Source organism: Pyxidicoccus caerfyrddinensis (assembly GCF_010894405.1).
Lineage (GTDB): Bacteria > Myxococcota > Myxococcia > Myxococcales > Myxococcaceae > Myxococcus > Myxococcus caerfyrddinensis.
In genome coordinates, this window is the sequence record NZ_JAAIYA010000007.1 from 94,372 (window position 1) to 107,660 (window position 13,289).

General features: G+C 71.9%; 16 protein-coding genes. 4 read left to right on the forward strand and 12 right to left on the reverse strand.

What is annotated here, in order from left to right:
* Nucleotides 1–123 precede the first annotated feature (123 nt).
* Together G4D86_RS18120 and G4D86_RS18125 are read left to right on the forward strand one after the other, a co-directional pair.
* The gene (locus G4D86_RS18120; protein ID WP_163995232.1) at nt 124–1,509 is read left to right on the forward strand and encodes a YhjD/YihY/BrkB family envelope integrity protein; all 1,386 of its coding nucleotides are present in this window, start codon (nt 124–126) and stop codon (nt 1,507–1,509) included.
* Nucleotides 1,510–1,634: 125 nt separating this feature from the next.
* On the forward strand, nt 1,635–1,985 hold the full coding sequence (locus tag G4D86_RS18125; RefSeq protein WP_163995233.1) for an HU family DNA-binding protein: 351 nt from the start codon (nt 1,635–1,637) through the stop codon (nt 1,983–1,985).
* A 15-nt stretch (nt 1,986–2,000) separates the two neighbouring features.
* Here G4D86_RS18125 and G4D86_RS18130 read toward each other — a convergent pair whose 3' ends face one another.
* The 11 genes from G4D86_RS18130 to G4D86_RS18180 form a co-directional block, all read right to left on the reverse strand.
* Nucleotides 2,001–4,070 carry a flagellar biosynthesis protein FlhA gene (locus G4D86_RS18130; RefSeq protein WP_163995234.1) on the reverse strand — a complete coding sequence of 690 codons (2,070 nt, stop codon included), beginning with the start codon at nt 4,068–4,070 and terminating at the stop codon, nt 2,001–2,003.
* Nucleotides 4,067–5,116: an EscU/YscU/HrcU family type III secretion system export apparatus switch protein gene (locus G4D86_RS18135; protein ID WP_163995235.1), complete on the reverse strand. Its 1,050-nt coding sequence runs from the start codon at nt 5,114–5,116 to the stop codon at nt 4,067–4,069. Before G4D86_RS18135 ends, G4D86_RS18130 begins: the two co-directional genes overlap by 4 nt.
* On the reverse strand, nt 5,113–5,907 hold the full coding sequence (locus tag G4D86_RS18140; protein WP_163995236.1) for an EscT/YscT/HrcT family type III secretion system export apparatus protein: 795 nt from the start codon (nt 5,905–5,907) through the stop codon (nt 5,113–5,115). The genes G4D86_RS18135 and G4D86_RS18140 overlap by 4 nt, the downstream gene beginning before the upstream one ends.
* Complete coding sequence (locus G4D86_RS18145) at nt 5,904–6,173, reverse strand: flagellar biosynthetic protein FliQ (protein WP_163995237.1); 270 nt, start codon at nt 6,171–6,173, stop codon at nt 5,904–5,906. The genes G4D86_RS18140 and G4D86_RS18145 overlap by 4 nt, the downstream gene beginning before the upstream one ends.
* A gap of 4 nt (nt 6,174–6,177) precedes the next feature.
* A complete protein-coding gene (sctR, locus tag G4D86_RS18150) occupies nt 6,178–6,909 on the reverse strand; it encodes a type III secretion system export apparatus subunit SctR (RefSeq protein ID WP_163995238.1) in 732 nt (243 codons plus the stop codon).
* A complete protein-coding gene (locus G4D86_RS53810; protein ID WP_275899120.1) occupies nt 6,906–7,331 on the reverse strand; it encodes a flagellar biosynthetic protein FliO in 426 nt (141 codons plus the stop codon). The genes sctR and G4D86_RS53810 overlap by 4 nt, the downstream gene beginning before the upstream one ends.
* A gap of 8 nt (nt 7,332–7,339) precedes the next feature.
* Nucleotides 7,340–8,485 carry a type III secretion system cytoplasmic ring protein SctQ gene (sctQ, locus tag G4D86_RS18160; protein WP_205519624.1) on the reverse strand — a complete coding sequence of 382 codons (1,146 nt, stop codon included), beginning with the start codon at nt 8,483–8,485 and terminating at the stop codon, nt 7,340–7,342.
* A gap of 147 nt (nt 8,486–8,632) precedes the next feature.
* Nucleotides 8,633–9,115 carry a hypothetical protein gene (locus G4D86_RS18165; protein ID WP_163995241.1) on the reverse strand — a complete coding sequence of 161 codons (483 nt, stop codon included), beginning with the start codon at nt 9,113–9,115 and terminating at the stop codon, nt 8,633–8,635.
* A gap of 22 nt (nt 9,116–9,137) precedes the next feature.
* Nucleotides 9,138–9,941, reverse strand: a complete 804-nt coding sequence (locus G4D86_RS18170; RefSeq protein ID WP_163995242.1) for a flagellar M-ring protein FliF — start codon at nt 9,939–9,941, stop codon at nt 9,138–9,140.
* Nucleotides 9,942–9,953: 12 nt separating this feature from the next.
* Entirely contained in the window at nt 9,954–10,442 is a 489-nt protein-coding gene (locus G4D86_RS18175; protein WP_163995243.1) for an ATP-dependent helicase HrpB, read from the reverse strand.
* A gap of 15 nt (nt 10,443–10,457) precedes the next feature.
* Nucleotides 10,458–10,934, reverse strand: coding sequence for a hypothetical protein (locus tag G4D86_RS18180; RefSeq protein WP_163995244.1), 477 nt, complete (start codon nt 10,932–10,934; stop codon nt 10,458–10,460).
* 226 nt (nt 10,935–11,160) lie between these two features.
* On the opposite strand from G4D86_RS18180, the gene G4D86_RS18185 reads away from it, so the two are divergent.
* On the forward strand, nt 11,161–11,484 hold the full coding sequence (locus G4D86_RS18185) for a PilZ domain-containing protein (RefSeq protein ID WP_163995534.1): 324 nt from the start codon (nt 11,161–11,163) through the stop codon (nt 11,482–11,484).
* Nucleotides 11,485–11,499: 15 nt separating this feature from the next.
* On the opposite strand, the gene G4D86_RS18190 is transcribed toward G4D86_RS18185, so the two are convergent.
* A complete protein-coding gene (locus G4D86_RS18190) occupies nt 11,500–11,907 on the reverse strand; it encodes a response regulator (protein ID WP_163995245.1) in 408 nt (135 codons plus the stop codon).
* 320 nt (nt 11,908–12,227) lie between these two features.
* On the opposite strand from G4D86_RS18190, the gene G4D86_RS18195 reads away from it, so the two are divergent.
* A complete protein-coding gene (locus G4D86_RS18195; RefSeq protein WP_205519625.1) occupies nt 12,228–13,277 on the forward strand; it encodes a tetratricopeptide repeat protein in 1,050 nt (349 codons plus the stop codon).
* Nucleotides 13,278–13,289 lie beyond the last annotated feature (12 nt).

Here is a 13,289-nt window from a genome sequence, read left to right on the forward strand (position 1 = left end):
GCCCGGCCAGCTCCCACGGATGACTTCTCCCTTTCCCCTACGCGGGCCGACCCTTACGAGGCGCCGCATCGCCTGTCGCGAGCGGGCTCATGCCCACCCGCCTCGCAGCGCCTGGGGGGAACCGTGACGGCCAATCCGCTTCCGTGGCTGCGGGCGACGCGGGACAGGACGGTGGGCTGGGCCCTCCGGGTCTGGGCGCCAGCGCAGCGCACCCAGGTGGGGCGCTTCGCGACGGACACCTTCATGGCCGCGCGGACCGTGGCCCAGGGCTTCCGTGGAGAGAACCTGCGGCTGCGGGCCGCCGCGCTCACGTACATCAGCATGTTCTCGCTGGTGCCGCTGCTGACGGTGGCCCTGGTGCTGCTCACCGCCTTCCACCAGGACGGGTTCAAGGCCGAGCTGCGTCGGGTCGTGGGCGAGCTGCTGGACCCGGGGGTGGTGGGCAAGACGTCCGAGTTCCTCGACCGGTTCCTGCAGCCCAGCAACCGCATCGCCATCGGCAGCGTGGGCTTCCTCGCGGTGATGATGTCGGCGGGCTCGCTGCTCCGGCAGCTCGATGGCGCGGTGAACGAGCTGTGGGGCATCCGCCGCCAGCGCCCCTGGGGCGTGCGCCTGCTCATCTACGGGGGACTGCTGCTGCTGGGCCCCTTCTTCCTCGCGGTCTCCTTCTCCGGGACGGGCAAGGTCCGCGACTTCCTGCAGACCCACGCGCCCCACGCCCACGCCTTCATCTTCCTGGGCACCACGCTCGTCGCCATCGCCAGCCTCACCCTGCTCTACTTCTGGACGCCCTACTCCCACGTGCGCGTACGCTCGGCCCTCGCGGGGGGGCTGGTGGCGGGTCTGGGGTGGATGGTGGCCAAGCAGGTCTACGCCGAGTTCGCGCTCCGCAGCTTCCGCCACAACCCCCTCTACGCCTCCCTCAGCGCCCTGCCCCTGTTCCTCGCCTGGGTGTACGTGAGCTGGTTGCTGCTCCTCTTCGGGGCCCGGCTGTCCTACGCCGTGGAGCACGCCGCCTTCCGGGACTCGCTCTTCGCCTTCGGCACCCACCCGCGCGCGCATGAACTGGTGGCCTCCCGCATCGCCCAGGAGACCACGCTGGCCTGGGTGGACGGGACTCAAGCCCCCACGCCCCGTGAGCTGGCGACCCGCCTGCGGGTCCCCGAATCGCTCGTCCACGAAGTCGTGGACCGCATGGTGGAAGCGGAGCTGCTCGAGCGCCTGCGCCGGGGCGGCCTCCGTCCCGCCAGGGACCCGGCTACCCTCACGCTGGCGGACACCACGCTGGCGGTGCATGGGGTGATGATCAGCGGCGGCTCGGAGACCTGGAACGGCCCTCGCGCCCCGGGCTTCGAGCAGATGGAGCCCCTCTTCCAGGCGGCCGACTGCGCCGGCATCGACCTGCTGCGCCGCACCCGCTGGCTGGACCTCGTGGTGCATCTGCGCCCCGGACTCGCCGAGCCCGTGGCCTCCGCGCCCCCCAGGGTTGCGGCCGGCGGAAATCCGTAGAGGTTCTGGGTGGTTGGCTGTCCACCTCGCTTGCATGGGGGATGCGTTCTGCTATGTTTTCAGGATTCGACCGAGGGCCAGAGTGCCCTGTTTCCAAGGGGTCACCGGGTTTGCGGGAGCGTCCGATGCTCAAGTCCGATCTGATCAACATCCTCGTCGCCAAGCGGGGCGTGACGCAGAAGCAGGCTGAGGCCACCATCGAGACGATCTTCGAGTCGATGAAGGATGCCCTCTGCCGCGGGGAGAACATCGAGATTCGCGGCCTGGGTGCCTTCCACGTGAAGAACTACCAGGGCTACCAGGGCCGCAATCCGAAGACGGGGCAGGTCATCCCGGTGAAGCCCAAGCGCGGCCTGCTCTTCCGCACGGGCAAGGAGCTGCGCGACCGGGTCAACCGTCCGCCGCCCCAGCAGGCCCAGACGGACCTGCCCTCCGTCTCCGAGAGCAAGGGCCCCAGCACCGGCACGGGGCTCTGAGCCCTGCCGGTTGCCTCAGCGTCCCATCGGCACGGGCGACAGCCGGCCGATGGGGCGAATCTGCAGCGCCCCGTCCAGCTCGCCGTAGGTGAGCACCGCGACGTCCGGGAATGCGCCCTCGCAGAGCCTGCGCAGCGGCCTGCGCACGTCCGGCGCGGTGAGCAGCACCGCCCGCCCTCCCGTCGCCACCTGCCGCACCCCCTCCAGGATTTCCGCCACCCGCTCCGGGTCGGGCGAGGGCCCGCGAGGCCCCGTCGCCCGCAGCACCTCCTCCACCTCCGGGTCCACGAGGTAGGCGTACAGCGGCCCCGTGGGAGCGAACTTGTGGCTGAGGTACCGGCGCAGTGCCTGACGACAGCGCTCGGCGAGCGCCACCGCGTCCCCCTCGGTGGTGGGTGAGACGAGCGCCTCCAGGATGGCGCGCAGGTCTCGGATGCTGACGCCCTCCTGGAGGAGCTTGCGCAGCACGTCCGTGAGCAGCGGCAGCGGCACCTTCTGCAGGGCCTCCTTCACCAGGACGGGTGACTGGGCCTCCAGTCCCTCCAGCAGGCCCTGAACGTCCTGGAGCCCCAGCAGGTCCGCGGCGCGGGCCCGCAGCACGCTCCTCAGGTGGTCCGCCAGCAGACCCGCCGGGCGCCGCAAGGGGACCTGCGCCGCCTCCAGCAGGGCCCGCCCCGCCTCCGTGATTCGGCTGATGGCCGTGCCGGTGGCGGGCTCCACCGCGGGCTCGGCCTTCACCTGGAGGAAGGCCAGTTCCTCCGGGGGCGCCAGCGCGTAGAGCGTGCCCGGGACGACCTGCCCTCCGCCCGCGGGGACCTCGTCCACCTGGATGCGGTACTCCCCGGGCGACAGGTACGCGGCCTGCGTCCGCACGCGGATGCCGGGGATGCGCACCCCCAGCTCGAAGAACAGCTCGTCCCGCACCGCGTTCAGCGTCTTGTGGACGAAGGCCCCGCCTTCCTCTTCCGCCAGCACCGTCAGGTCCGGCGCCAGGTCCAGGGTGAGCGGCGAGACGCCCACGGGCACCGCGGCACTCTCCGGCGGCGCGCCCGCGGCGGGGCCTGGAACCGCCGCGCCAGGGGTGGCGCCCTCCTTCTCCTCGGGCCCCACGGGCCCCCGCTGATTCAGCGCATGGCCGAGCCCGCCCAGTCCCGCGGCCAGGATGAGGAACGTCAGGTGCGGCATGCCCGGCATGAGGGCCAGCGCCACACAGAGCCCCGCCACCACCCAGAGCGTCCGGGCCTCGCCGAAAAACTGCGAGCCAATCTCCAGGCCGAGCGAGTCGTCCTCCTTCTCCGAGGCCACCCGCGTGACGACGAGGCCCGCCGCTACCGCGATGCAGAGCGAGGGGACCTGCGACACCAGCCCATCGCCAATCGCGATGAGCGCGAAGGTCGACGCGGCCTCCGACAGGGACATGCCGCCCTGGAGCACGCCGATGACGGTTCCTCCCAGCAGGTTCACCGCGACGATGACGAGGCCGGCGACCACGTCGCCCTTCACGAACTTCATCGCGCCATCCATGGCGCCGAACATCTGCGACTCGCGCTCCAGGTTCCGCCTTCGCTGCCGGGCCTGCGCCTGGTCGATGGCCCCCGCGCGCAGGTCCGCGTCGATGGACATCTGCTTGCCCGGCATCGCGTCCAGGGTGAAGCGCGCGGACACCTCCGCGACGCGCTCGGCCCCCTTCGCCACCACCAGGAGCTGCACCAGCGTGAGGATGGCGAACACCACGGCGCCCACCACGTAGTCCCCGCGCACCACGAACTCACCAAACGCCTGGATGACCTCGCCCGCGTGCCCCTCCGCGAGCGCCAGCCGCGTGGAGGACACATTGAGCGCCAGTCGGAACAGCGTGGTGAACAGCAGCAGCGTGGGAAACGACGTCACCTTCAGCGCGTCCTTTGCCCGGAGCGCCGCCACCAGCAGCGCCACCGCCGCGGCCAGGTTCACCGCGAGCCCCGCGTCCAGCATCCAGGCCGGCAGGGGAACAATGAGGGCACCCAAAACGGCGGCCATCGCCACCGCGAGCACCACGTCCGAGGACTTCCGGGCCTTCAACAAGATTTTCGAGAGCGGGTTCATGGCGTCTGTCTCCGTGGATGGTCGTCCGCGCTTCGCGTCTCCATCGCCGTGCGCAGGACGACCGCGGCCGCCTGGTACAGCTCCTCGGGGATGGACTCCCCGAGGTCGTAGTGGATGAGGCTGCGCGCCAGCGGGATGTCCCTGACCACCGGAATCCCGAGCCGCCGCGCCTCCTCCCGAAGGGCGAGGGCGTCTTCCTCGCGGGCCTTGGCCACGAGATAGGGCGCCTCACATTCCCGGGCGTCGTAGCGGAGCGCGACCGCGAGGTGCGTGGGGTTGATGACCACGGCGGTAGCCTTCTGCACTCCACGTGCCGGTCCGCCCTGTGCGAGCTGCCGCTGCAGGGCCCGCCGCTGTCCCTTCTGACGCGGGTCGCCCTCGCTCTCCTTGTGCTCGCGCTTCACCTCCTCGCGGCTCATCATCAGGTCCTTCACGTGGCGCCGGCGCGCGAGCGCGTAGTCCCCCACGCCCAGCACCAGCACCACCCAGGCGAGCCGGATGGCGAGCCCGCCCAGGCGATGCACCAGCAGGGTCAGCCCCTGCGCGCCGCCCAGCCAGGTGGCACGCAGCGCGTCCGGGCCGACCTCCTCCACCTCGCTCCAGACGAGCGCCGCCACCAGCGCCACCACCCCCAGCGCCTTCGCCACCTCCACCAGCGGCCGCATGCTGAACAGCCGCTTCAGGCCCGCCGCGGGACTGATGCGCTCCAGCTTCGGCGCCGCGTGGCCCGACTCCAGCTCGAAGCCCACCGTGGCGACGGACACTCCCAGCGACGCCGCGAGGGCGCCCCCCAGCGCCGGCCCGCACAGCCTCGCGGCAATCCACAGCCCCTCCCGCCACGCTCCCAGGTCGCGCTGCTCGAGGAACAACCGCGCGGTCCAGTCCTGGAGTCGAAGGAAACCCTCGGGTGCGAAGGCCGTGAAGCCCAGCAGCCCTCCCAGCGTCACCGCGCTGGACGTCAGCAGCCGGCTGCGCGGAATCTGTCCCTTGCGCCGCGCCTCCCGAAGGCGCTTCGCGGTGGGCTGCTCCGTCTTCTCGCCACTCATCGCGCCACCTCGCCCAGCATCGCCAGCGCGCCCTCCGTGGAGAGCACACCCGCGAGAAGTCGCTCGCAGAGCACGCCCACGCCCAACCACAGCAGCGCGCCGCCGCCGAGAATCCGCAGTGGCGCTCCCACTTCCTGCAGGTTCACCTGGGGCGCGGCTCGCGAGGCCAGTCCGAGGAAGCAGTCCACCGCCAGCGCCGCCGCCGCCACCGGCGCCCCCACCGCCAGGCCCGTGGCCAGGGCGCCTCCCGCCAGCACGACGACGTGCATCGTGGCCGCTTCCGTCGGGACGAAGGCTCCCAGCCGTACCACTCCGAAGCCGCGCAGCAGCCCGGAGAGCACCTGCGAAAACAGGCTCCCCGACACCACGAGCGCCACCAGCAGGTGGTAGAGCCCATCCCCCGTGGCCGACTCGCGGCTGCCCGCGGCCGGCAGGCTGGCCTCCGCCGACGTCCCCCGGAACAGGTCGATGAAGCGGCCTCCCATCCGCGCCGCGTCGAAGGGCAGCGCAGCCACGAGCCCCACCGACATCCCATAGCCCAGCTCACGCACCACCAGCGCCGCCAGCTCCAGCGAGGACTCCACCGGCGTCACCAGCTCCACGCCCGCCTCGAGGCGAAGGAAGAGCGACAGGGCGAGCACCAGCGCCAGCCGCACCGTCGTGGGCGTGGCCTGCCCTCCCAGCAGCGGACACAGGAAGGCGATGGGCACCAGCCGCGCGGCGCACAGCGCCACCACGACGATGTCTGGCCCCAGCGCTTCGAGCCAGAGACGCAGCGGCTCCAGGTTCATGCCGCCACCTCGGCGATGAGCATGAGGAGCTGGTGCGTGAAGCGCGTGAGCTGGCCGGCAATCCACGGCCCGGCGAGCACGAGCGCGAGGACCGCCGCGCACAGCTTGGGTACTACCGCGAGCGTGCTCTCCTGGAGCTGCGTGGTGGCCTGGAAGAGGCTCGACAGGAAGCCCACCACCAGGCTCGCGCCAATGGGAGGAAGCGAGGCGAACACCATCAACAGCAAGGCCTCGCGCCCCAGGGTGAGCAGGACGTCCGGAGTCATGGCGTCACCGGTAGCCGAGGATGAGGCCCCGCGCGAGCAGGGCCCAGCCATCCACGGCGACGAAGAGGAGGATCTTGAAGGGCAGGCTCACCTGGCTCGGTGACAACGTCTGCATCCCCAGCGCGAGCAGCACGTTGGCGATGACCATGTCCAGCACCAGGAACGGGAGGAAGACGAGGAAGCCAATCTGGAAGGCCTCCTTCAGCTCGGTGATGACGAAGGCGGGAATCACCACGAAGAGGTCCGTCTCGTGCACCGCGTCCGCTTCCTCCGGCGGCCGGAGCTCGCGCGCCAGGTCCACGAAGCGCGCCCGCTCCTCCGGGCTGCCGTGCTTCACCAGGAACGAGCGCAGCGGTTCCGATACCCGCGACGCGGCCGACAGAATCTGCGCCCCCGAGCCCGCCTCCACCTCCGCGTACGCCACCTGCCCCGCGTCGTACATGCGCTCCATGACCGGCGCCATGATGTGCCCGGTGAGCACCGCCGCCAGTCCCGTCAGCACCAGCGTCGGCGGCGCCTGCTGCGTCCCCATCGCCGAGCGCGCCAGTGACAGCACCACCGCGATTTTCGAGAAGCTCGTCAGCATCAGCACCGCGAACGGCAGCAGCGACATCAGCGCGAGCATCCCCATCATCGACAGCGGGCTGCCCGCGTAGGACATCCGCGAGAGCGACGTCTCCGCCGCGGATGCCAGGGCCGGCGCCAACAGCCCCGCGCCCATGAGCACGCGCTTCATCGCCCCACCCCCTTGCCCCGCCCCGGCACCCGGCGCTTCGGCATCGGCCGGCGGGCCTGCGCCAACGCCTGCGCGAACACGTTCCCCTGCTCCTGCGTCTCGCGGATCTCCGCGAACGAGTCCCCGAAGGCCACCAGGTAGCCGCGTCCGTCCACCTCCACCAGCGCCACCCCGCAGCGCGGGGAGAGCCCCGCTCGTGAGACGACGTGCAGCCGTGCCACCTGGGGCCCCTCCGGTCCCGAGGCGCCTCTCCGTCGCAACCACCAGCCCAGGCCGCCCAGCGCCAGCGCGCCCAGCAGCCCCCGTGCGGCGGAGGTCATGGACAGTCCCCCCAGCGGCCCGAGCGCCGCCAGCCCGAGCAAGAGGGCCCCCGCCGCCAGCAGGCGCGCACGGGGAGACATGGATGAGAGGAGGCTGTTCATGGGTGGCCTCATGGCAGCAACGCCAGGACCCGGGCTCCGACCTCGCCCTCGATTTCCACGAGCTCGGCGCGAGCCACCGCACGGTCGCCCACGCGCAGCAGCACCGGCTCGTTGGCGCTGATGTGCAGCGGCAGCAGCGCGCCCGGCTTCAGCGCCGCCAGCTCCGACAGCGGCACCATCACCCGCGTCAGCTCGATTTCCACGTCCACCGGCAGCGGGGGCATGCCCTCGCGAAGCTCCTTCAGGTCCACCATGTCCGACTCCTGGGAATGCGCGCTTCCGTGCGCGCGCGTCAGCGAAAAGCCCTCGGCGAGGAAGTTCCCCACCAGCGCGAAGCCACGGGTGACGAGCCGGCCCTTCCCCAGGAGGCATCCGCCCTCGCGGCGCACCCCCTCGAAGAGGACGACGTCCCCCACCGCGAGCGACTCCAGCGCCATGGCCGGCAGCGGCGTCTGACCGATGAGGCACCGCGCCTCCAGCGACGCCGCGAGCACCTCCGGCGCAATGCCCGGCCCGCGCTCCACGGGCAGCTCCTGGAACACCGTCTGGAGCACCGGGGCCGGCAGCAGCAGGCGCGCCCCCGCGCTCACCGGCCCCACCGTCAGCGACAGCTCGATGGCCACCAGCGACTGCCGCCCATCCAGCCGCGCCACCACGTCCGCCCGCCGCATCGTCACGCCCGACAGTCGCGGCCCCAGCTTCGGGTTCAGCACTCCCTGGGAGCGCACCGCGGAGAGCGCCAGCAGCAGCAGGTAGGCCAGCGTCGCCTCCTCCAGCCGCGCCAACTCCGTCACCACACCCGGCCGCTGCCCCGCGCCAGCGATGCGCTCCAGCGCGGCGAAGGCGAGCGCCGGCTCCAGTTCCAGCACGCCCGTCCCGCCCACCGCCGACAGCTCCAGCAGCGCGAACACCGCCGGCTGCGCCAGCCCCTTCGCTGGAGAGATGGCGGCCTCCAGGAGCCGCGCCTCCGCCTTCACCGGACAATCCAGCTCCCGGGACAACACGTCCGCCACCACTCCCAGCGCTTCCCGGCCGAGCTCCGCGACCCGGGGCCGCTCCGAGAGCGCGACGTGCGCGCGGGTCAACCGGCGCGAGCCCAGCCCTCGCAGCGGGCGGACCTTCCGGGTGGCGGACTGCTCGACATCGGTGTTCATCGAAAGCTCCCTGGCGGTGTTGGGACACTCCCCACCCGTGCACGGCACCCGCCAGGTGCCGCGCCCGTGAAGTCGTGGGGTTGAAGAGACGTGGCATCCGGATGCGGGATGCCGGGTACGCGGGCCGGGACGGCTCCGCGGAAAGGCTCAGCGCGTGGCCTCGCGGATGAGCCGCTCGGCCAGGGCTCCCAGGGCGGACGGCGTCTGTTCCCCAGGCTCCACCTGACGTCCGGCGAACAGGCTCCGGTGGTAGGGCGGAAGGCGCCGGAAGATTTCCCGCCGCAGCGGCTCCGACGCCTCTTCCATCAGCGCCTTCAGCCTCCCGGCGGCGTCAGCGCGCTCTCCGAACTCCACCGCGACCTTCGCCTGCCGCTGCGCCGACGGCATCCCCGCGAGGCGCAGCAGGTGCTCCTTCGCGCGCTCCGCCTCGCGCACGCCCAGCCCGCTCAACAGCTCCGCCGCCCGCTCGCGTCCGAGCACCCACGCCACGAGCGCGTAGCGCTCCAGCGGAAGGGCCAGCGGCGGAAGCGGCATGGCCTGAGGCGGCGGCTCCTCCCGCGCGGGAGCCTGCACCGGCGGCTTCGCCCTCTTGTTCGGCCGGGCGGCCCGACCCACACGTGTCGCTTCCATGGTGACGTCCTCCCCTGGCCTCTCACGCCACCTTGCGCGCCGCGCCCGGTGTCAGCACCGGCCGCGCGGGCGATGGCGGAGCGGCCACTGTCGAAGCCCTGTCCCGGTAGTGGCGCATCCGCAGCGTCACCAGCACCAGCGCCACCGCTAGCCCCGTCACCACCACGCCGAGCACCGCGAGCAGCGCGCGGAGCCTCGTCAGGAGCGACACGCCCCCTCCCACCGGTACCTCCACCCGCGTGGAGACCTCGTCCACCAGCAGTGACACCGCGTCCGGCGACAGCCCTTCCACGCCTCCCGCGATGAGGGACCGCAACGTCTCCGAGGACTTCCGCACCCTCGCCGCGGTTCCCGGGGCCACGCGCAGCATGGCCGACGCCTTCGAGGGCGTGGAGGCCTGACCGGGCCTTGGCGGCGCGGGCACCACCAGGTGGACTCGCGCCAGCAGCACGCCCTCCACCGTCTGCAGCGTCTTCTCCAGCCCCCGCTCCAGCACGCGCACCCGGCAAACCCCCTCTTCCACCGGTGTGCGCATCAGCCCTCCGCCCCCGAAGACGTCGCACCCCACCTCCTCCGCGGGCCTCGGGAGCCCCAGCTCCGCGAGGATGCGCACCGCGTCCGAGGAGTGTTCGTCGGTGACTTCGATGGACCAGGTCGGCTTCTTGCCGGACTCCGGCACCTTGCGCGCGTCGAGCCCGCGCTCGATGAGCACCGCCTGCAGCTCGTTGGCCTGCCGCTCGTCCAGGCCGTGCTGGATGCGCTCCCGGCACGCGGTGACGCACAGGAGCAGGAGGAAGATGAGACAGCGTCGGGGAGGGAATCGCATGATGGGGGCTCCTCAAACCTGCGTTTGCAGGACCTGCTTGACGCCGCCGGTCGCCTTCTCGACGACCTTTCCGGCAAGGTCGAGCTCCTGGCTCGCCCGGTAGACGTGGGCCTGCAGCGCCAGCAACTCCGCGGGCCTGAAGGTGCGGCCGGACTCCGCGAGCTTGAGGATGTGGTCCAGCCGCTTCTGCGCCTGCCCCACCCTGTCCAGCACCTGCGCCGCCTGCTGCTCGCGCGCCGCCTGCACCGAGTCCACCCGCGACGCGCCCGGCTTCACCTCCGCACAGCCCGGCGAGGCCCGTCCCACCGCCTCCGCCCTACCGGGCCCTCGCGGGGCTTCTGTCCGCGCGCTTTGGGGCGGCCCTTCCGTGGCCACCGGCAACCCGGCGCCCCGAGCGGGACCCTTCGCCTCTTCCAGCACCTTGCCGAACCGCTCCCGCGCGGGCTCTACCGAGGGCGACACGCCCGCTCCGCCCACCGGGCTCAACTTGTCCATGGCCATGGCTCGCCCCACTCCTCAGCGGATGTTGTTGATGGCCGCTTTCGCGGAGTCGTGGCGGACCTTCATGATGTTGGAGATGGCGTTGTGCTCGCGGCTCTCCTTCTGCATCTCGTTCTGGAGCGCCAGGTAGGCCATGTTGAACTTCTGGCCGTCCGCGCTGAGCGCCCGCTGCGCCTCCAGCAAGTCCCACGCGTCCCCGTTGCCCGTCGCCGCGCCCACGCTGCCCGCCGCGCCACCTGTGCTGCCCCCCGCCACCGGCACCGTGGTGCTGGACCCGCCGGTGGAAGCCACCGTCGACACCACCGCCTTGGTGCTGGAGACGGCCGCGCTGACGATGGGGCCCGCCGGAATCATTCCCCCCACGAGGCCCGCGCCCGAGCGCACCACCTCCTGCGCCGCACGCGCCAGCACCGTCCCGAATTCGTTCTTCGGCGTCTGCCGCGCAACGTTGTGGGTGACGGTCAGCGAGGGAATCCGGTTGTCGTTGTCCAAGGGCAGCCTCCTGCGGCGGGTTGCGGGAGGCCTTCTTCAGCCGGCATGCCAGGACACAACTCCAGCAATCCCGAGCACATGGCCCGGACGCCAGGGGACGGGGCCCTCCGCGGAGCGGGAGCAGGGTCCGTCCAGCGGGACGGACGGGACGGACGGAAACTTGCCTCTGCGTCCCCGTGCCTCAGAGTTGTCGCACCCTGTCGCACGAAGAGGAGCTGCACCGGTGATGACTCCCACTGGCAACCCCAAGGCAGTCGAACGCTTCCATCCGCGCGTCGAGGCGCAGCTCACCGTGAAGGTGCACCTGTCGGGCCGGACGGTGACGGTGCAGGCGCGCGACGTGTCCATGGCCGGCCTGTTCCTCCAGGCGCACGCGGCGGACAGCCTTCAGCAACTCACCATCGCCGTGCCCCTGCCGGGGGACCGCGAAATCGTCACCACCTGCACCATCCGCCGCCGTGAGGTGGATGGCGTGGCACTGGAGTTCGGTGAGCTGGACTGGGACGACTTCCTCGCCCTGGCGCGCTTCCTCCACCCGCGCCTGCCCTGAAGGCTCGCGAGCGGCTCAGGCGGGCTCGGTCTTCAGCGGGCCCGCGCGCAGCCGCTCCACCAGCGCCATCAGCTCCGCGCCACGGAAGGGCTTGTGGATGTAGCCGTCCGCACCGGCCAGCGTGGCGCTCTCCATGTCGGACTTCTTCGCCTTCGCCGTGAGCATGTAGAGCGGCACCTCGGCCGTCACCGGGTCGCTCTTGAGGATGCGGCACACGGAGATGCCGTCGAGCTGCGGCAGCACCACGTCCATCAGGATGAGGTGGAACGTCTGGCTGCGCGCGAGCTTCAGCCCCTCCAGCCCGTTGGCCGCGCACACCACGTCCACGGTGCCATCGCTCAACATCGAGCGCACCAGCTCCCGGATGACCGGTTCATCCTCGACGAGCAGGATGTGGAAGGGTGCCTGGGAATTGCCAGCCATGGTTCTCCGGGTGCGACTCGAGACCACTGCGGGACAGCTCGCGGGCCCGTGCATCAACCCCCGATGCCGGTGCCACCTGCGGCGCGCGGTATAGCCCCGCGAGCCCCCCTCGCAACAGGGTGGTTGCGTCGATTGTCGGGTGCACCCCGCATCGCCCTTACGTAAGCCCTGCCCCGTGCGGTTGCCTCACTTCCCACGCCCCCACCCCACCCGGCTCCCGCACGCCTGCTGATTAGCCGGACTGACAGGCGGGTGAAGCCCACATGCGACGCCCGGGTGTCACGGCGCTCCCGCCCACCCGGCGTTATGATGGGTCGGAAATGGCCGCAAAGCTCGAATGTCCGGAGTGCCAGGGCCCGGTGGGCGAGGCCGACTTCCAGTGCACGCACTGCGGGCTGCTGCTGGACGCGGAGCAGGCCAGTGGCGAGTACGTCGCCCACGAGCCCACCATCGTCCGGGCGCTGTTGTCGCCGCTCCAGCGCTCGCGGACGCTGGAGGTGCCGCTGCCGCCACTCCAGCAGCCCACGCCGCATGACCTCGCCACGGCGCGCTTCACCGTGCCCATGGACGCGCACACGGTGCCGCACCTGCGCGGCGGGCTGGACATCGCCCTGCAGCCGCTCCACCCGTTCGAGGCGCACATCGCGTCCTTCATCGACGGCGTCCAGCCGGTGCCAGAGCTGGCGCGCGCGGCGAAGCTGCCCGAAATCGAGGTGAAGGTCGTCCTCAAGGCCCTGCTGGAGCGCGGTGTGGTGGAGCTGCACCGGGTGCCCGGCGCCCCCGGCCTGCACATGCTCGCGGAGGAGCTGCCGGTGCTGGATGGCAACGACTTCCTGGTGCCGGAGCCCATGGCGCTCGGGGACGAGGAGCCCGCCCCTCGCCCTCTCCCTACCCTGGCGGTGATACCGGACCTGTCGGGCCCGCCGTCCCGGCCCGGCCTCGCGTATCCCCCGCCGCTCCCTCCAGCGCCCCTCGCGGCGACGCCTCCGCCGCCCCGCGCCACCGTGCCCCCGCCCCGGCCCCGCCCCCGGGGCAACGAGCCGGCCACGGCTGAGGACTTCCTCCAGCGCGCGGTGCGGCTGGAGCGCGAGGGCCAGGTGGAGCGCGCCATCGAGGTGCTCACGCGCGCCATCGACCGCGTGCCCGAGGCCGCGGTGCTCCACAGCAAGCTGGCCCTCATCCTGGTCCACCAGCGCAAGGACTACAGGACCGCGGCGGCCCTGCTGGAGCGCGCCGTGGAGCTGGAGCCGGGCAATGCCGTCTTCCAGCAGAACCTGCTCAAGGTGACGGGCCTCATGGCGGCCGCCGCGGGCGAGAGCCAGGAGCCCAAACGCGGCCTCTTCGCGCGCCTCATGGGCCGGCGGAGCTGACAGCCTCCGCCC

Coding starts and splice junctions, on each gene's coding strand:
- G4D86_RS53810 (WP_275899120.1), bottom strand. CDS start 7,331: ATGAACAGCCTCCTCTCATCCATGTCTCCCCGTGCGCGCCTGCTGGCG.
- sctQ (WP_205519624.1), bottom strand. CDS start 8,485: ATGAACACCGATGTCGAGCAGTCCGCCACCCGGAAGGTCCGCCCGCTG.
- G4D86_RS18125 (WP_163995233.1), top strand. CDS start 1,635: ATGCTCAAGTCCGATCTGATCAACATCCTCGTCGCCAAGCGGGGCGTG.
- G4D86_RS18195 (WP_205519625.1), top strand. CDS start 12,228: ATGGCCGCAAAGCTCGAATGTCCGGAGTGCCAGGGCCCGGTGGGCGAG.
- G4D86_RS18130 (WP_163995234.1), bottom strand. CDS start 4,070: ATGAACCCGCTCTCGAAAATCTTGTTGAAGGCCCGGAAGTCCTCGGAC.
- G4D86_RS18165 (WP_163995241.1), bottom strand. CDS start 9,115: ATGGAAGCGACACGTGTGGGTCGGGCCGCCCGGCCGAACAAGAGGGCG.
- G4D86_RS18185 (WP_163995534.1), top strand. CDS start 11,161: ATGACTCCCACTGGCAACCCCAAGGCAGTCGAACGCTTCCATCCGCGC.
- G4D86_RS18190 (WP_163995245.1), bottom strand. CDS start 11,907: ATGGCTGGCAATTCCCAGGCACCCTTCCACATCCTGCTCGTCGAGGAT.
- G4D86_RS18170 (WP_163995242.1), bottom strand. CDS start 9,941: ATGCGATTCCCTCCCCGACGCTGTCTCATCTTCCTCCTGCTCCTGTGC.
- G4D86_RS18135 (WP_163995235.1), bottom strand. CDS start 5,116: ATGAGTGGCGAGAAGACGGAGCAGCCCACCGCGAAGCGCCTTCGGGAG.
- G4D86_RS18145 (WP_163995237.1), bottom strand. CDS start 6,173: ATGACTCCGGACGTCCTGCTCACCCTGGGGCGCGAGGCCTTGCTGTTG.
- G4D86_RS18140 (WP_163995236.1), bottom strand. CDS start 5,907: ATGAACCTGGAGCCGCTGCGTCTCTGGCTCGAAGCGCTGGGGCCAGAC.
- G4D86_RS18175 (WP_163995243.1), bottom strand. CDS start 10,442: ATGGCCATGGACAAGTTGAGCCCGGTGGGCGGAGCGGGCGTGTCGCCC.
- sctR (WP_163995238.1), bottom strand. CDS start 6,909: ATGAAGCGCGTGCTCATGGGCGCGGGGCTGTTGGCGCCGGCCCTGGCA.